The following is a 16,893-nucleotide window of genomic DNA, read 5'->3' on the forward strand; positions in this document are numbered from 1 at the left end:
GGTGTCACGCGCACGAACGGTGCGCCGGACACCAGGCTCTCCTGACTCAGTTCTCGGGAGTGACCGAGGCCCCGGTCACCGGCCGCTACGGGCCGGCAGTTGGCCGCAGTCGCCGCCGGCGCACTTGCTCAGCCAGTCGGCGAAGTCGGCGTCGTACTTGGTGCCGATGGTGTCGCGGAGCAGGCTGTAGGCCGCGTCGTACTCGCCTGCGCGGTAGTGGCCGAGCAGGGTGGCAACGTCCTCGGGGTGCGACTGGAGCATGTAACGGACGCCCAGATAGCCCCACTGGTAGATACGGGTGGTATCGGCGTTGTCGTAGGTGGTCTCGAAGAGCTGGCTGAGCTTGTAGGTGTTCTTGCCCGCCTCCTCGATCGCCCTGTCGTAGGTGATACCGCGGTACGAGTAGGAGACGTACTCGGCGAAACCCTCGATCCACATCACCGTCGGGGTGGTCTGCCCGGCTGCGAAGTCGCCGTACATGTCGAAGCGGCCGTCGAGGTAGTGGGTGTACTCGTGGTTGAGGTTCCAGATCTGGAAGGCGCCGTCCTGCGCCGGCTGCTCGTAGGCGATGAAACGCGGCTGGTTGCCCTCGGCGGCCGGGTCGCCCTCCAGGTACATGCCGCCGTTGTTGGTGTCGATGCCGAAGACGACACCGGCGTAGGTCTTGTAGTCGGTGCTGGAGTTGAAGGCGACGATCTCGATGTTGGTGTTGTTGTCGTCCTTGACCGGGCCGTCGTCCTTGACGATGCCGTGGAACACCGGGTCCTGCTTGAGGACGCTGTCGCATGTGGCCGAGAGTTCGGCCGCGGTCAGCTGCTGCCCGAGGATCTTCGCACTCGGACCGCATTCGTGCTTGATCGTCAGCACGGCATCGCGCACGCGGTTCTGCAGGTCACAGGTGTCGTACTCGGCGCAGTTCTCCTTGTCGAACTCATCCGTCATCTCGGCGAGGCCGACCCAGAGCGGGGCGGTGCGTCCAGTGATCTCGCTGCGGCCGAGCAGCTCCTTGACCAACGGCTTGACGGTGTCCTTGAGGTCGGCGTGCTGCAGGAAGCGGCCGAGTTCGCGTCCGGCGTTGCTGGTCAGGTAGGCCTTGTCGGTGCCGAGCAGATCGTCGTGGGCGACGGCGAAGTCACGCAGTCCGGTGAGGACGCTCGGGTCAGCCTTCACGGCCTGTGCGAACTCCGGCAGTTGGTGGCCGCGGAAGAGCACGGTGTAGGTGTTGTTGACCGCCGCGAGCATCCCGTAGAACTCGTCGTACGACGCGTCATAGTCCTTCTGCAGACGCTTGACCACGTCGAGGTAGCGGGCGTTCTCCTCGGAGCTGTCGATCAGGGTGACCGTCTCGGCGAGGGTCTCTCCGTTGGCCTCGGTGACGTCAAAGGCGTGGGACGAGCCGAAGAAGGCATCCAGGGCACCCTGAATGGCGCTTTTCAGTGTCGGGCCGTATTCGCCGACGTTCTCCGGCTGGTTGTACTGGACGTAGTAGCCGGCACGCAGGTACAGCACCACTTGGGATGCGAAAGTGCTGTTGTTCCCCGGGTAGTTGGTCGCGACGTCCTCGAAGGCGTTCGCCACCGTGACCATCTGTTCTTCGCGGAAGAGGGCCTTGGAGTCCTCACCGGTCACGCTGAACAGCGTGTTGATGCAGGTGGTTTCCGACTGCTTGATCTGCTCGACCAGGGCAGGGCCGGTCTTCGAGGTGAAGTCGCTGACGTTGCAGTCCGCGGCGGCCTTCGCCGCGGAGCGGGCCTTCTTGCGTTCTGCGGCGTTCTGGGCCGCGGGGAGCGGAGGGCGTTGCGCGGAGTCCGAGACCTTCGTGGCCGATCGCTCGGGGTCGGCTGCGTGCCCGGGTGCGAGGTCGGCGGCGAGCACGGTGGCGGAGGCGGGCTGTGGAGCGGGGGCCGACCTCGGTGCGGGCTTGGGTGCCCCGGCGTCGGCCGGGGCCGCCGCGCCCGTGGGGGCGAGCATGGCGAGCCCCAGGCCGGCGACGGCCACGGTGGGTATCAGCAGTTGTGCGAGTTTCCTTGTGGGGGGTCTGCGCATAGCGATGGCCTCCAGGCCAGTCGGCAGCCGTGCTCGGGGCACGGCAGTGGGGGGTGCGGACCTTGACGGCAACGGAAGTTGAGCACCCCCGGAGCTGTCGTGCCCGCCGAAAATGTGCCCGTACAATTTCACAGTTCACATGGCAGTGAGAAGAGGGGTGCAAGCAATGGCAGAAACCGATGGGTCGTCAGAGGGGGCTCCCGAACGGGAACTTGGGATTCCGGGACGGAATCGAAGGAGCCGACCGCACGGCAGTACGGTCGGCTTACGCGCGGCCCGCGGCCAGGTCCATCAGGCGCGCGAGGACGCGGCCGCCCGAGGCGGTGACGCCGTCGTGCTCCCATTCATTGGTGACCCAGACCCGGGTGGCGCCGACTTCGCGTGCCGTGCGCAGGGAGAGGCCGGCGTCGACGTACATGTCGTCGTGGTAGACCGCCGCGGCCAGGGGTACCTGGTTGGCGGCCAGGCGGTGCGGGTCGTAGAGCGAGGGCCAGTCGCCGCGGCGGGCCAGGAGGTCCGCCGCGTCCGCGAAGGGGCGCAGACCCCTGATCTCCCGGAACATCCAGGGGTAGATCATTTCGCCGGTGAGGAGGAGAGGGTCCGCATCCTCGGCGAACTCGGGAAAGCCGGCGAGCGAGCGGGACGCCGCCCAGGCGCTCGGCGAAGACCCTTGCCCGTACAGCGTCTCCTGCATGACGGCGAACAGCGGGTTGTCGGTGAAGCCGGTCTGCGCCTCGACCTGGTGGAGGAAGGTGTCCGTCAACTCGCCGCCCGCGTCCAGGGATTCGTCGAGCAGCCAGTGGATCCGCTCGAACCCGTCGCCCATGCCGAGCGCGAGGCCGAGGGCGCGCAGGCGGCCGATCGTAAGGCGGTCCCCGCCGGGCAGCCGGATGTCGTCGGCCGCGAGGCGATCGGCGATCTTGCGGAGGCGTGGGGCGTCGTGCGGGTAGCGGGTGTAAAAGTCGAGGACCCGCTCCCGCACCCGCGGGTAGGTACGGGCGTACACGTCGTCGGCGGTCGCGGTGAGACCGGGCAGGCCGCCGGTGACGTAGCAGGCCCGCAGGCCCTCTGGGGCGTGCGAGAGGTAGGTCAGCGTGATGAAGCCGCCATAGCTCTGGCCGAGCGTCTCCCAGGGTTCCGCGCCGCACAGTTGACGGCGTATCAGTTCCGCGTCGGCCACGATCGCGTCGGCGCGGAAGTGGGTCAGATGCTCGGCCAGTTGGGCGGCGGATGCGAACCGGGAAGCCGTGCGCGCGGTGACCGGTGTGGAGCGGCCGGTGCCGCGCTGGTCGAGGAGCAGCACCCGGTGCGTCTTGAGCGCCTGGGGCAGCCAGCCCGGTGAACCGGCCGAAGGGCGTGGGGCCTTGCCGCCGGGACCGCCCTGCAGATAGAGCAGCCAGGGCAGTTGTTCACCGCCGCGGGCCGGGTCGACGACCTCGCGCGCGAACACCTCGATGGTCGGGCCGTGCGGGACCGAGTGGTCCAGCGGGACGGTGAAGCAGTGGTCGGTGGTGGCGTACGCCGGGTTCATCGGTCCCTTTCGCAGCGGGGCACGTAATGGTGTGTGACATTGCATGCGCCAGCGTGGCCGAGCCACCCCCTTCCGGGGAGCCCCCACCCGGGCATAGCACCAAGTGATGGGGGGCATCCCACTTCAGGGCTTCAGGACCTCAGAGCTTCAGGACCTCAGGGCCTCAGGCCTCAGGACCTCAGGGCCTCAGGCAGAACGCTTCCGGGTGCGCCGCGCCGCCGAGCCGGCCTCAGCCGAGGAGGAACTGCCGCTGCTGGCCCACAGGGAGCGGACATGACCCAGGTGCTTGGACATGCACTTCTCCGCCGCCTTCGCCTGGCCCGCGAGCATCAGGTCGAGGAGCTCCAGGTGCTCCTCGGCCGAGGGGATCAGCTCGCCGCGCTCGTCCAGAGTGGAGAGCCCGTACAGACGGGAGCGCTTGCGCAGGTCGCCGACCGTCTCGACCAGGCGGTCGTTGCCCGAGAGGGCGAGGAGCGAGAGGTGGAACTGCCGGTCGGCGTCCAGGTAACCGATGAGGTCGTGCTCCCGCGCCGCCCGGACGATCTCCTCGGCGACCGGGCGCAGCGCCTCAAGATCCTCGCGCGCCGCACTGCCGGTGATCCGCCCGATCATGGGGACCTCGATCAAGGCGCGGATCTCCGTGTACTGGTCGAGGTCACGCTCATTGACCTCGGTGACCCGGAATCCCTTGTTGCGGACGGGCTCGACCAGGCCCTCGCGGGCCAGGTCGAGCATCGCCTCGCGTACGGGCGTCGCCGAGATGCCGAAGTCCTCTGCGAGCGTGGGCGCCGAATACACCACACCCGGACGCAGCTCACCGGAGATCAGAGCGGCCCGCAGGGCGTGGGCCACCTGGTCACGCAGCCGCTCCCGGGTGGCGTTGAGGTCGTGGTGCTTCAGGTGCCCCATGCGGTGATGGTCCCTTCGATCTGGTACAGACCACCACCATACAATGTCACGTTGTCCCTGCTGGCGACAGGGTGTAGGTCCGGCTCGAGGTGTAGAACTCCAGCGCGGCCCGGCCCTGTTCGCGCGGCCCATGACTGGACGCCTTGGCTCCACCGAACGGCAAGTGGAAGTCGACGCCGGTGGACGGGGCGTTGACCCGGATCATTCCGGTGTCGAGCCGATCGAGTCCGCTCAGCGCCGTGTTCAGGTCGGCAGTGTGGACGGAGGTGACCAGGCCGTACGGAACGAAGTTGGTGATCCGCACCGCGTGGGCCAGGTCGTCGGCGGGCAGCAGCGCAGCAATGGGGCCGAAGACCTCTTCGCGCAACAGCCGGTGGCCCGCCGGGACCTTCTCGACCAGGGTCGGGGCCGCATACCAGCCGGGCCTTTCGGGCACAGTGCCGCCGGCCAGCACGCACAGGCCGTGCCCGGCGTCGCCCACCTGGCCTCGGGCGTGCTCGTTGATGAGCGGCCCGCACACGGTCGCCGCGTCGGTCGGGTCGCCCACCGGCACGGCACGCAGCGCTTCGGCGAGTGCTTCGCGCAGGGGCTCAAGGGCCGCGCCGACCGCGATGACGCGGCTGGTGGCGGTGCACTTCTGGCCCGCGTACCCGGCGATGGAGGCGGCGATGTGGGCCGCGGCCTGCTCGATGTCGGCGTCCGCGAGGACGACTGCCGCGTTCAGGCCGCCCATCTCGGCCTGGACCGGCACGCCGCGGGCCGTTGCGGCGCGGGCGACGGCCTGGCCGACGGCGGTCGAGCCCGTGAAGGAGACCACGTCGGCGGCGGAGACGAGCGCGTTGCCCTCCGTCGCCCCGCCCGGCAGGACGGTGAACACCCCCGCGGGCATGGCCTGTTGGACGATCTCGGCCAGGCGCCGCGCACACGCCGTGGCCTCGGGTGCGGGCTTGAGGACGACCGTGTTGCCCGCGGCGAGCGCCGGGGCGGACTTCCAGCTCGGAATGGCGAAGGGGAAGTTCCAGGGCGTGATCAGTCCGGCCACGCCGTGCGGGCGGCGGCGGGAGAACAGCAGTCCGGGCCCCGCGGCGGTCTCGTGGACCGCACCGACGGGTTCGTACGGGGCCTGGGCGTAGTAGCGCCAGATCGCGGCGGTGCGGGCGACTTCCGCGCGGGCTTCGGTGATCGGCTTGCCGACCTCGCGGACGGCGAGTGCGGCCAGCTCGACGCGTGCGGCGTCGATGGCGTCGGCGACCGCGCCGAGGGCGGCCGAGCGGGCGGCCGCCCCGCCGAGCAGCCAGCCCGGCTGAGCGGCGCGGGCCCGCTCCACGGTGTCGACCGTCTCGAAGGCGCCGGGCGCCGGGATCCGCAGGAGTACGTCGGAGGGATCGGCCGGGTTGTGTGAGGTGATGACGGGTCCGACGGCGGTCACAGGAGAAATCCTCCGGGGAAGGGGTCGTCCGGGTCGAGGAAGTACTGCGCGGTGCCGGTGATCCAGGCACGTCCGGTGACGGTCGGCACAACGGCCGGCACGCCGCAGTCCACGGTGGTCTCTTCGGTCAGCCGGCCGATGAAGCGGGTGCCGATGAAGGACTCGTTGACGAAGTCCTGGTTCAGGGGCAGTTGGCCGCGGGAGTGCAGCTGCGCCATCCGGGCCGAGGTGCCCGTGCCGCACGGGGAGCGGTCGAACCAGCCGGGGTGGACCACCATCGCGTGGCGTGAGCGGTGCGCGTCGGAGCCGGGGGCGGCCAGGTAGACGTGCTTGACTCCGGCGATCTCAGGACGCTCGGGGTGTACGGGCCGCTGCGGCGAGGCGTTGATCGCGTCCATGACGGCGAGCCCGGCGGCCCGCAGGTCGTCCTTGCGCTCACGGTCGAACGGCAGCCCCAGGGCGTCGAGTTCGACGAAGGCGATGAAGTTCCCGCCGAACGCGAGGTCGTAGGTGACCGTGCCGTACCCGGGCACGGTGATCTTGCCGTCCAGGGCGGCACAGAACGCCGGTACGTTGGTGAACGTGACCGCCGTGGCCGCGCCGTCCGACACCTGGACCTCGACGGTCACGAGTCCGGCCGGGGTGTCGAGCCGGACCGTGGTGACCGGTTCCGTGACAGGCACCATGCCCGTCTCGACCAGGACGGTGGCGACCCCGATGGTGCCGTGCCCGCACATCGGGAGCAGTCCGGAGACCTCGATGTAGAGGGCTCCGTAATCGGCGTCGGGGCGGGTGGGCGGCTGGAGGATCGCGCCGCTCATGGCGGCGTGGCCGCGCGGCTCGTACATCAGGAGCGTCCGGAGGCCGTCCATGTGCTCGATGAAGTGCAGCCGCCGCTCGGCCATGGTGGCGCCGGGGATGACCCCGACGCCACCGGTGATCACGCGCGTGGGCATGCCCTCGGTGTGCGAGTCGACTGCGTGGAAGACGTGGCGTGTACGCATGTCCGCCCTCCCCTACCTGTGCCCGGCGGCGACGGCCTTCTCGGTGGCGGCGCGCACGCCCTCTTCGATCTCCCCGGTGAGCGGGAAGCGCGGCGGGCGTGTGGGGCCGCCCCGACGCCCGACGATGTCCATGGACAGCTTGATGGACTGCACGAACTCCGTCTTGGAGTCCCAGCGCAGCAAGGAGTGCAGGGACTTGTAGAGCGGGACGGCCGTGGCCAGGTCTCCGGAGACGGCGGAGCGGTACAGCTCCGCGCAGCTGGCGGGGAACGCGTTGGGGTAGCCGGCGATCCAGCCGACTGCACCGGCGACGGCCAGTTCGAGCAGGACATCGTCGGCGCCGATCAACAGGTCGAGCTCCGGGGCGAGTTCGGCGAGCTCGTACGCCCTGCGGACGTCACCGGTGAACTCCTTCACGGCCACGACGCTGCCGTCCTGGTGCAGCCGGGCGAGGAGGTCCGGCGTGAGGTCGACCTTGGTGTCGATGGGGTTGTTGTACGCGACCACCGGCACCCCGACGCGGGCGACCTCGGCATAGTGGGCGCGTACGGCCGGCTCGTCGGCGCGGTAGGCGTTCGGGGGCAGCAGGAGCACCGAGCCGCAGCCCGCCTCGCCCGCGTGTTCCGCCCAGCGCCGGGCCTCGCCACTGCCGTACGCGGCGACGCCGGGCATGACCCGCGCCCCGTCGCCCGCGGCCTCGACGGCGGTCCGCACCACCCGGGCCCGTTCCTCGTCGGTGAGGGTCTGGTACTCGCCGAGCGAGCCGTTCGGCACGACACCGTCGCAGCCGTTGTCGAGCAGCCAGCGGACGTGCTCGGCATAGGCGTCGTGGTCGACGGACAGGTCGTCGCGCAGGGGCAGCGTGGTGGCGACCATGATGCCGCGCCAAGGACGGGTGCCGTTCCAGGTGTTGATGGTCATGTCAGAGAGACCTCTCTTGAGAATGTGACATTTCACTTACGTTGCGGGGGGAGACCTAGGCGACGTAGGCGACCTAGGGGCCTAGGAAGGGTCCCGTGGCTCGTTCACGACAGGGGCGTCGAGCGCGGCGAGTGCCGCCAGCGGGACAGGCGTGGCGAACGGGCGGCGCTCCAGCGGGGGTTCGGCGGTCCCGCCGCGGGACGCCAGGCACGCCACGGCCGCACCGCACATCCTCCCCTGGCACCAGCCCATGCCGGCGCGGGTGAGCAGTTTGACGGTGCGGGCGTCCCGCGCCCCGAGGTCCTCGACCGCTTCGTGGATCCGGCCGACGGTGACCTCCTCGCAGCGGCACACGTCGGTGTCGTCCGTGAGCCACCGCGGCCAGCCGGAACCGGGCGCGTGAACGGTGGCCATCGCGTCGGCGAAGGCGCGCATCCGCGCCCTGCGGCGCTTCAGTTCCCGCACCCGGCCACCGTGGACGGGGCCGCCCAGGACCTGGGCGGCGATCGCGATACCCGCCAACTCTCCTTCCGTGTACGCCAGTTGCGCCCCGCCGACTCCCCCGGCCTCGCCCGCCGCCCACAGGCCGCGCACCGATGTCCCCTGAAGATCGTCCAGGGCCAGAGCCCTGGTGCCGTCGGGCAGGGAGCGGGTGGTGCAGCCGAGCGCTGTCGCCAGTTCGATCTGAGGGACGAGGCCGTGCCCGACGGCCAGCGCGTCGCACTCGATCCGGCGGCCCGTCCCCCGCACGGGGCGCCAGTCGCGGTCGAGGCGGGTGACGGTGACGGCCTCCACACGGTCGGCGCCGTGCACCTGGGTCACCGCGCTGCGCAGCCGCACCCGCACCCGGCGCCGCAGCAGCGCGGCGCCGTGGGTCAGGGCTTCAACTGCCTTGTGCGGGTTGGCGACGAGCGCCCGGGGATGCCTGGCGTACCGCAGATATCCGGACGCCTCGACGACGGCCGGCACCCTCGCGCCCGCCGCGGCCAGCGAGGAGGCGACCGCGAGCAGCAGGGGGCCGCTGCCCGCCACGACGACCTTCCGCCCGGGAAGGACCAGGCCGGACTTGAGCATGGCCTGCGCTCCTCCGGCACCCACGACGCCGGGCAATGTCCAGCCGGGGAAGGGCAGTTGACGCTCGTACGCGCCGGTCGCCAGAAGGACCGCTCGGGCCCGTACGCGTACGGGACGCTCGCCGTCGCCGTCGGCACCGGTGACGGCGTGCACCGCCCAGAAGTCGCCGTCCTCCTCACCCCTCGTCATGCTCCACACGTGATGTCCGGGAAGGTGCCGCACCTCGCTCTCAGCAAGCCGTCGGCGCAGATCGGTGTAGGCGGACCAGTCGTGGTGCAGGGCCTCGGGGCGGACGGCACCCACTGCGGGCGCCGGATGCCGGTAGAACTGCCCGCCGGTGTGCGTGGAGGTGTCCAACAGGGATACGGACAGGCCGAGTTCAGCGGCGGCGACGGCCCCGGCAAGACCGGCGGAGCCCGCGCCGATCACCACGAGGTCGTACGACGCGTACGGTTCAGACGGCGATACCGGCACGGCCGTGTCCTTCCTGAGTGGTGACGGCGTCCCCCGGTCGGGCCGGAACGAGGCAGGCCCGCCGGTTGGGCTCTCCATTGATGGTGGCGAGGCAGTCGTAGCACTGCCCGATCCCGCAGAAGGCGCCCCGCGGGCGCCCGCCGTTCCGCGTGGTGCGCCAGGCCAGGATTCCGGCTCCCCACAGCGCGGCGGCAACGGACTGGCCGGGCAGGGCGGTCACGGCACGGCCGTCGAAGGTGATGGGGAGCGGTGGTTCGGGCGATGCGCCGACCAAGTCGGCGGGGGTACGGGCCATGGGCCCCTCTCCTCTCGTGGCGGGTGGACTCTCGTCGCGGGCGGACTCTCGTCGCAGGTGGACTCAGGCGGTCGACGGGAAGCGTTCCGGCCTGAACGGGGTGATGTCGAGCGGCGGTTCGCCGCCGCTCAGGTACCGTGCGACGGCAAGGCCGGTGGCCGGCGCGAGCCCGATCCCCGCGCCCTCGTGGCCGCAGGCATGCAGCAGCCCTGGGACGCGCGGGTCGGGGCCGATGGCGGGCAGATGGTCCGGCAGGTACGGGCGGAAACCGGCGTACGTGCGCATCGCCCGCACCCCGGAAAGGACCGGGAACAGCGCGGTGGCCTGGGCCGCCAGACGCCGCAGCACCTCGACCGAGAGCGTCCGGTCGAAGCCGACCCGCTCCCGGCTGGCGCCGATCAGGACAGGGCCGGCCGGGGTGCCCTCCACCACCGCCGAGCTCTGCAGCGCGGCGGAGCCGCTGGCCACATCGGCGACGTAGTCGGCCGCGTACACCTTGCGGCGCACTACGCGCGGCAGGGGCTCGGTGACGAGGACGAAGCCCCGTCGTGGCCGTACGGGAAGCTCCACCCCCGCGAGGCGGGCGACCTCGCCGCCCCAGGTCCCTGCCGCGTTGACCACGTACGGAGCGTGGTGCTCACCGGCCGCCGTCCGCACCCCGCGGATCTCGCCGGATGCCCCGGTGAGCAGGCCGGTGACCTCCTCGCCCAGGCTCAGCCGGACCCGGTCGCCGCCCGCACGCAGGAGATGCGCGGCGGCGAGCGCGGGCATGACCTGCGCGTCCTGGGGGTAGTGGAAGCCGCCCGCCAGACCGTCGGCGAGGTGGGGCTCCAGGTCGTGCAGGTGGTCGGCCCCGACCTCGTCCGCCGTCACGCCCGCCTTCCGCTGCCGGGCCGCGAAGTCCCGCAGCGCGCCCATCCCCGCCTCGTCGGAGGCGACGACGAGGCCGCCCTTCGACTCGTACTCGATCTCCGGCGGGAGCTCGTCGGCGAGCTCCCGCCACAACTGGGTGGAGAGCAGGGCGAGTTCGAGCTCGGGGCCCGGCGCCTTGTCGGAGAGCAGGAGGTTGCCCTCGCCGGCCCCCGTCGTACCGCCCGCCACGGGGCCGCGGTCGAGCACGGTGACGCGGAGGCCGGACCGGGCGGCGTAATAGGCGCAGGCCGCGCCCATCACGCCCGCCCCGACGACGATGACGTCTGCGGTGTTCCTTGTCAGCACGTCAGTAATATTTCACATTGCACTGCTTCTGCCAAGGGTGGCGATCAACAAGCCCAAGCGATCCCGCAGTTGAAGGGTCAACCACAGCAGCCCACTTGGGAACGGGTGGGTAACGAAGTAGCTCACACCTTGTCAGTGCAATTTCACATTACTATGTTACGGGTCACATTCCAGCCAGCCTCCAGCTCTGGCTGCTCGACTGCTTCCGGAGTGACCACTCATGGACAAGCGCACCTGTACCGCCCTCGCCGTCGCACTGGCGGCGGCCCTCACCCTCGGCACGGCCGGCTGCTCCGGCGGACAGAAGACGGGCGGAACCCGCGGCAAGAACCTCGCGACGGCCAACATCGGCAAGGTGATCGGGGGGACTCCGCAGAAGGGCGGAACCCTCACCGTCCTGTCGAACACGGACTTCACGCACCTCGACCCGGCCCGCAACTGGGTCATGAGCGACATGAACTTCGGGACCCGGCTGCTCTACCGCACCCTGGTGTCGTACAAGGCGGCCCCCGGAACCGCCGGCGGCGAGCTCGTCCCCGACCTCGCGACCGACCTCGGCACCTCCTCCAACGGCGCCAAGACCTGGACCTTCCGCCTCAAGGCAGGGGTCAAGTACGAGGACGGAACGCCGATCACCGCGCAGGACGTCAAGTACAACGTCGAGCGGTCCTTCTCCCCCGACCTGCCCGGCGGCGCCGACTACGCCGCCCGCTACCTCAAGGGCGCCAAGGGCTACCAGGGCCCCGCCGACGGCAAGCACCTGGACTCCATCAGGACACCGGACGACAGGACGATCGTCTTCGAACTGCGCAAGCCCTTCGCCGAGTTCCCCAACGTGACGGTGATGCCCACCTTCGCCCCGGTACCGAAGGCGAAGGACAACGGGCCCCGCTACGACAACCGCCCTTTCTCCTCGGGCCCGTACAAGATCCAGACGTATCAGCGCAACAAGAAGATCGTCCTGGTCCGCAACCCGCACTGGGACCCCAAGACGGACGCGATACGCAAGGCGTACCCGGACAAGCTGGTCATGGTGATGGGGCTGCGGCCCAATCAGATCGACGACCGGATGATCGCCAGCCAGGGCGCGGACGCCTCCACCGTCCCGTGGTACGCGCTGCGGCCGGAGAGCGGGGTGAAGGTGCTGCCCAAGGCCGATGTCCGCAAGCGGCTGCTCGCCGAGTCGACCAACTGCACCGACATGGTGCAGATGCACACCGGACGGGCCCCGTTCACCGACGTGAAGGTCCGTCAGGCCGTGCAGTACGCCCTGGACAGGGACGCCGTGACCACCTCATCCGGCGGCCCTGCCTTCAATGACCCCTCCACCGCCTACATGCCCGCCACCCTCTTCGACGGCAAGCAGCCCGACACCCTGAAGATCCCCGTCAGCGGCAATGCGGACAAGGCGAAGCAGCTGCTCAAGGAGGCCGGAAAGCCTGACGGCTTCAGCACCAAGATGACGGTCTCCAACGGCGACAAGGGACGGGCGGAAGCGATCCAGCAGTCGCTCGCCAAGGCCGGCATCAAGGTCACCATCGAGACGGTCGACCCGTCCGCGTTCTACGCCACCATCGGCGACACCAAGAACCGCACCGACCTCGTCTACACCGGCTGGTGCCCCGACTACCCGTCCGGCTCCACCTTCCTGCCCTTCGTCTTCGACGGCCGCTTCATCAAGGAGAAGGGGAACTCCGGCAACCACTCCCTCTTCCGCGACAAGGCGACCATGCAGCGGATGGACGAGATCGCCGCGATGACCGACGCCGGGAAGGCCGGCGCGGCCTGGCGGGAGCTGGACGGCGAGATCCTCGCCAAGGCGCCGGCCGTGCCCGTCCTGGTCCGGCGCTGGCCGCTGGTGGTGGGGACCAACATCGCGGGCGCGTACGGGCAGACCTCCTTCGGCGGCCAGCTCGACTACGCCTCGGTCGGTCTCAAGAACCCCGCCAAGAGCGAGGGTTGAGGAGCGCCGCCACCATGACCACTACCTCCACATCCGCCGCAACCGCCGCATCCGTACCGGCCGCCGAGGCCGCTGCGGCGGGCAGCGGCCCCTGGCGGCTCGCCCGCCGGGAGCTCGGCCGCCGTGTCTCCGTGCGCATCTCCCTCGTCGTGATCGCGCTCTTCGCGCTCATGGCGGTGGCCGCGCCACTGCTCAGCGCGCTGGGCGGCTGGTCCCCCGAGGAGTTCGACAAGGACGCCGTCGACCCCTATCTCGGCGGGCAGCCGATCGGCCCGCTCGGCGGCATCTCCGCCGAGCACTGGCTCGGCGTCGAACCCGTCACCGGGCGCGACCTGTTCGCCCGGATCGTGCACGGCGGCCAAGTCTCCCTGCTCATCGCCGTCACAGCCACCGCCATCGTCGTGATCGCCGGCACGGCGGCCGGGATCGCGGCCGGCTACTTCGGCGGGCGCACCGACACGGTGCTCTCCCGGCTGATGGACCTGACGATGTCCTTCCCCTCCCTCATCTTCATGATCGCGATGATGTCCGTGGCCCGGGACGTGAACCGGGTCGTGCTGATGATCACCGTCATCGGGGTCTTCGGCTGGCCCGGCATCGCCCGTGTGGTGCGCGGTCAGACGCTCTCGCTCAAGCACCGCGAGTACGTCGACGCCGCCCGCGTCGGCGGTTCAGGATCCTGGCGCATCCTCACCCGCGACATCCTCCCGGGCGTCGCGGGACCCGTCATCGCCTACACCACCCTGATCATCCCCGGGATGATCGCCACCGAGGCGGCCCTGAGCTATCTGGGCGTCGGCGTCCGCCCGCCCACCCCTTCCTGGGGCCAGATGATCGCCGAGAGCGTCGCCTTCTACGACACCGACCCCATGTACTTCGTCATCCCCAGCATCTGTCTCTTCCTCACCGTGCTCGCCTTCACGCTGCTCGGCGACGCACTGCGGGACGTGCTCGACCCGAGGGGAAGCCGCACATGATCGTCTACATCGGGCGCCGGCTGCTCGCGGTGATCGGTGTCCTGATCGCCGTCGCCGCCGTCACCTTCACCATCTTCTACGTCCTGCCGTCCGACCCGGCGGCCGCTGCCTGCGGCAAGTCGTGCAGCACCGAACGCCTGGCGGCGATCCGCGAGCACATGGGCCTTGACCAGCCCCTGTGGCGGCAGTTCGCGGACTTCGTCACCGGCATCTTCACGGGCCGCACCATGGGCACAGGACAGTACGCGCTGCACTGCGACTTCCCGTGCCTGGGCTACTCGTACGAGAACAGCGAAGGCGTGTGGGACCTGCTGATGGACCGCCTTCCGGTCTCCGCATCACTCGCGCTCGGCGCCGCGGTGCTGTGGCTGTGCATCGGCCTGACCGCGGGCGTCACCGCCGCCCTGCACAAGGACACCCTCACCGACCGCGCCCTGATGGTCGGCGCGGTCGCCGCCGCGTCCCTGCCCGTCTACTTCACCTCGATGATGCTCATCTACGGGCTGATCCGCACGGCCGGGCTCCTGCCCTACCCGAAGTACGTGGAGCTGACCTCCGATCCGCTCGGCTGGGCCTCGAACCTGCTCCTGCCCTGGCTGGCCCTGGCCATCCTGTATGCGGCCATGTACGCGCGCCAGAGCCGAAGTTCGATGATCGAGACGATGGCGGAGCCATATATCCGCACCGCCCGCGCCAAAGGCCTTCCGCGCCGCAAGGTCGTGGTCAAGCACGGACTGAGGGCCGGGATGACGCCCATCCTCACCCTCTTCGGGATGGACCTGGGCGGGCTGCTCGCGGGCGCGGTGATCACCGAGTCCATCTTCGGCCTGCCCGGCATCGGGCGGCTCTTCTACGGCGCACTGTCCAGTGGCGACCAGCCGGTCATCCTCGGCGTCACGCTGCTCGCCGCCACCTTCATCGTCGTCGCCAACCTGGCGGTCGATCTGCTGTACGCCGTCGTCGATCCGCGAGTGAGGTACTGATGAGCGCTTCCCAAGACGTGCCCTCCGCGCCGGACCAACCCGTGCTCTCCGTACGGGACTTGACGGTCACCTTCCGCACCCCGCGCGGTGTGGTACGGGCCGTGGACAGCCTCGGTTTCGAGGTGCGGCGAGGCGAGACCCTCGGCATCGTCGGCGAGTCGGGATCGGGCAAGTCCGTCACGTCCATGGCGGTGATGGGCCTGCACACCGGCGCCGAAGTCACCGGCTCGGTCGCACTCGACGGCCAGGAGCTGGTCGGCCGGTCCGAGCGCGAACTGAACCGGCTGCGCGGCCGGCGGATGGCCATGGTCTTCCAGGACCCGCTCTCCAGCCTGCACCCCTTCTACACGGTGGGCGAGCAGATCGCCGAACACCACCGGGTGCACTTCGGCAGTCGGCGAAAGACCGCACGGGAGCGGGCCGTTGACGCCCTGGCCGAGGTCGGCATCCCCGAGCCGCGCCGCCGCGCGGGCGAGTACCCGCACCGGTTCTCCGGCGGCATGCGGCAGCGCGTGATGATCGCCATGGCGCTTGTCTGCGAGCCGGAGCTGCTCATAGCCGACGAGCCGACCACAGCCCTCGACGTCACGGTCCAGGCCCAGATCCTGGAGCTGATCGCCCGGCTGCAGCAGGAACGGGGGCTCGCGGTCGTCCTGATCACGCACGATCTGGGGGTGGTGGCCCGGGTCGCCCACGAGGTCCTGGTGATGTACGGCGGCCGGGCCGTCGAACAGGCCGACGCGGACACCCTGTTCGCGACACCGGCCCACCCCTACACCCGCGGACTGCTCGACTCCCTGCCCCGCCTCGACGACAGCGACGAAGCGCCGCTGCGGACGATTCCCGGCAGCCCGCCGTCCCTGCTCACCCCGGCCATCGGATGCGCGTTCGCGCCCCGCTGCCCCCAGCTCGTCGGCGTCCCCGCCGGGGCGCGCTCCCGCTGCGAGACGCAACTCCCCCTCCTCGAAGGACCGGCCCGGCATCCGGCCGCGTGTCACTTCCCCGCGTACGAAGGCGTCGCCTCATGAGTCTCCTGTCATCCACCGAACCTCTTTTGTCCGTAAGGGACTTGACGATGACATTCCCCGGGCGGCGGCGCTCCGCCCCGGTCCGGGCCGTCGACGGCATCACCTTCGATGTGGCGGCAGGCGAGACGCTGGGCCTCGTCGGAGAGTCCGGCTGTGGCAAGTCCACCACCGGCCGCATGATCGTCCGGCTCCTGGAACCCACCGCAGGCTCCCTCACGTACGACGGGCGCGACATCAGCCACCTGTCACAGCGCGAACTGAAGCCGCTCCGCACAGACCTCCAGATGGTCTTCCAGGACCCGCACTCCTCACTCAACCCCCGCCAGACGGTGGCCCGGATCATCTCCGATCCGCTGCTCGTTCAGGGCAGTTCGGCGGCGGACGCCCGCAGGCGTGCAGTGGAGTTGATGGAGTTGGTGGGGCTCATCCCCGAGCACATCGACCGCTATCCGCACGAGTTCTCCGGTGGCCAGGCCCAGCGCATCGGCATCGCCCGCGCCCTGGCCACCGGGCCCCGGCTCGTCATCGCCGACGAGCCGGTCTCCGCCCTCGACGTCTCCGTACAGGCCCAGATCGTCAACCTGATGGAACGGCTGCAGCGCGAACTCGGCCTCGCCTATCTCTTCATCGCCCACGACCTGTCCGTGGTCAAGCGGGTCTGCGACCGGGTCGCCGTGATGTACCTGGGCCGCATCGTCGAGATCGGCGAGAAGGAACGGGTGTACGCGGCTCCCGCCCACCCGTACACCCGGGCCCTGCTGTCCGCCGTCCCGCTGCCGGACCCGGCGGCCGAGCGGGCCCGCGAGCGGATCACCCTGCTCGGTGATCCCCCGAGCCCGGCCGCTCCCCCGCCCGGCTGCACCTTCCACCCACGCTGCTCCAAGGCGCAGGAAATCTGCCGTACCGAGGCGCCGACACTGCGGATCACGGCACCGGGCACGGCGCGGCAGGTGGCGTGCCACTTCCCCGAAGCTGCCTGAACACGGCAGCGGCTGAACACGGCTGTGCCCCGGCTCCTCGGCAGCAGATGCCGGGAGCCGG

At 70.3% G+C, this 16,893-nt stretch carries 14 protein-coding genes; 5 read left to right on the top strand and 9 right to left on the bottom strand.

Annotated features, from left to right (window positions below; all coding sequences use genetic code 11):
• Positions 1 to 75: 75 nt before the first annotated feature.
• From AB0G47_RS29260 to AB0G47_RS29300, 9 genes are all read right to left on the bottom strand, one after another.
• Positions 76 to 2,046, bottom strand: a complete 1,971-nt coding sequence (locus tag AB0G47_RS29260; protein ID WP_360776038.1) for a collagenase — start codon at positions 2,044 to 2,046, stop codon at positions 76 to 78.
• 265 nt (positions 2,047 to 2,311) lie between these two features.
• Complete coding sequence (locus tag AB0G47_RS29265; protein ID WP_360776041.1) at positions 2,312 to 3,577, bottom strand: alpha/beta fold hydrolase; 1,266 nt, start codon at positions 3,575 to 3,577, stop codon at positions 2,312 to 2,314.
• A 186-nt stretch (positions 3,578 to 3,763) separates the two neighbouring features.
• A complete protein-coding gene (locus AB0G47_RS29270) occupies positions 3,764 to 4,486 on the bottom strand; it encodes a GntR family transcriptional regulator (RefSeq protein WP_360776044.1) in 723 nt (240 codons plus the stop codon).
• A gap of 46 nt (positions 4,487 to 4,532) precedes the next feature.
• Positions 4,533 to 5,915: an aldehyde dehydrogenase family protein gene (locus tag AB0G47_RS29275; protein ID WP_360776051.1), complete on the bottom strand. Its 1,383-nt coding sequence runs from the start codon at positions 5,913 to 5,915 to the stop codon at positions 4,533 to 4,535.
• Positions 5,912 to 6,919: a proline racemase family protein gene (locus tag AB0G47_RS29280; protein WP_360776054.1), complete on the bottom strand. Its 1,008-nt coding sequence runs from the start codon at positions 6,917 to 6,919 to the stop codon at positions 5,912 to 5,914. Before AB0G47_RS29280 ends, AB0G47_RS29275 begins: the two co-directional genes overlap by 4 nt.
• Before the next feature lie 12 nt (positions 6,920 to 6,931).
• Complete coding sequence (locus AB0G47_RS29285) at positions 6,932 to 7,840, bottom strand: dihydrodipicolinate synthase family protein (RefSeq protein WP_360776057.1); 909 nt, start codon at positions 7,838 to 7,840, stop codon at positions 6,932 to 6,934.
• An 81-nt stretch (positions 7,841 to 7,921) separates the two neighbouring features.
• Positions 7,922 to 9,388, bottom strand: a complete 1,467-nt coding sequence (locus AB0G47_RS29290) for an FAD-dependent oxidoreductase (protein WP_360776060.1) — start codon at positions 9,386 to 9,388, stop codon at positions 7,922 to 7,924.
• A complete protein-coding gene (locus AB0G47_RS29295) occupies positions 9,369 to 9,683 on the bottom strand; it encodes a (2Fe-2S)-binding protein (RefSeq protein WP_360776063.1) in 315 nt (104 codons plus the stop codon). The genes AB0G47_RS29290 and AB0G47_RS29295 overlap by 20 nt, the downstream gene beginning before the upstream one ends.
• 63 nt (positions 9,684 to 9,746) lie before the next feature.
• Positions 9,747 to 10,901: an FAD-binding oxidoreductase gene (locus tag AB0G47_RS29300; protein ID WP_360776066.1), complete on the bottom strand. Its 1,155-nt coding sequence runs from the start codon at positions 10,899 to 10,901 to the stop codon at positions 9,747 to 9,749.
• Between the two features lie 220 nt (positions 10,902 to 11,121).
• Here AB0G47_RS29300 and AB0G47_RS29305 point away from each other — a divergent pair, with 220 nt between their 5' ends.
• From AB0G47_RS29305 to AB0G47_RS29325, 5 genes are read left to right on the top strand one after another with little or no spacing between them, the layout of a single operon-like run.
• Complete coding sequence (locus tag AB0G47_RS29305; protein ID WP_360776069.1) at positions 11,122 to 12,864, top strand: ABC transporter substrate-binding protein; 1,743 nt, start codon at positions 11,122 to 11,124, stop codon at positions 12,862 to 12,864.
• 14 nt (positions 12,865 to 12,878) lie between these two features.
• Positions 12,879 to 13,841, top strand: coding sequence for an ABC transporter permease (locus AB0G47_RS29310; protein WP_360776072.1), 963 nt, complete (start codon positions 12,879 to 12,881; stop codon positions 13,839 to 13,841).
• The gene (locus AB0G47_RS29315; protein WP_360776075.1) at positions 13,838 to 14,824 is read left to right on the top strand and encodes an ABC transporter permease; all 987 of its coding nucleotides are present in this window, start codon (positions 13,838 to 13,840) and stop codon (positions 14,822 to 14,824) included. The genes AB0G47_RS29310 and AB0G47_RS29315 overlap by 4 nt, the downstream gene beginning before the upstream one ends.
• On the top strand, positions 14,824 to 15,852 hold the full coding sequence (locus tag AB0G47_RS29320) for an ABC transporter ATP-binding protein (protein ID WP_360776078.1): 1,029 nt from the start codon (positions 14,824 to 14,826) through the stop codon (positions 15,850 to 15,852). The genes AB0G47_RS29315 and AB0G47_RS29320 overlap by 1 nt, the downstream gene beginning before the upstream one ends.
• The gene (locus AB0G47_RS29325; protein ID WP_360776081.1) at positions 15,849 to 16,832 is read left to right on the top strand and encodes an oligopeptide/dipeptide ABC transporter ATP-binding protein; all 984 of its coding nucleotides are present in this window, start codon (positions 15,849 to 15,851) and stop codon (positions 16,830 to 16,832) included. The genes AB0G47_RS29320 and AB0G47_RS29325 overlap by 4 nt, the downstream gene beginning before the upstream one ends.
• The last annotated feature ends 61 nt before the right edge of the window (positions 16,833 to 16,893 follow it).

The sequence above is a fragment of the Streptomyces sp. NPDC021622 genome, from assembly GCF_040640795.1.
In the GTDB taxonomy this organism is placed as follows: Bacteria; Actinomycetota; Actinomycetes; order Streptomycetales; family Streptomycetaceae; genus Streptomyces.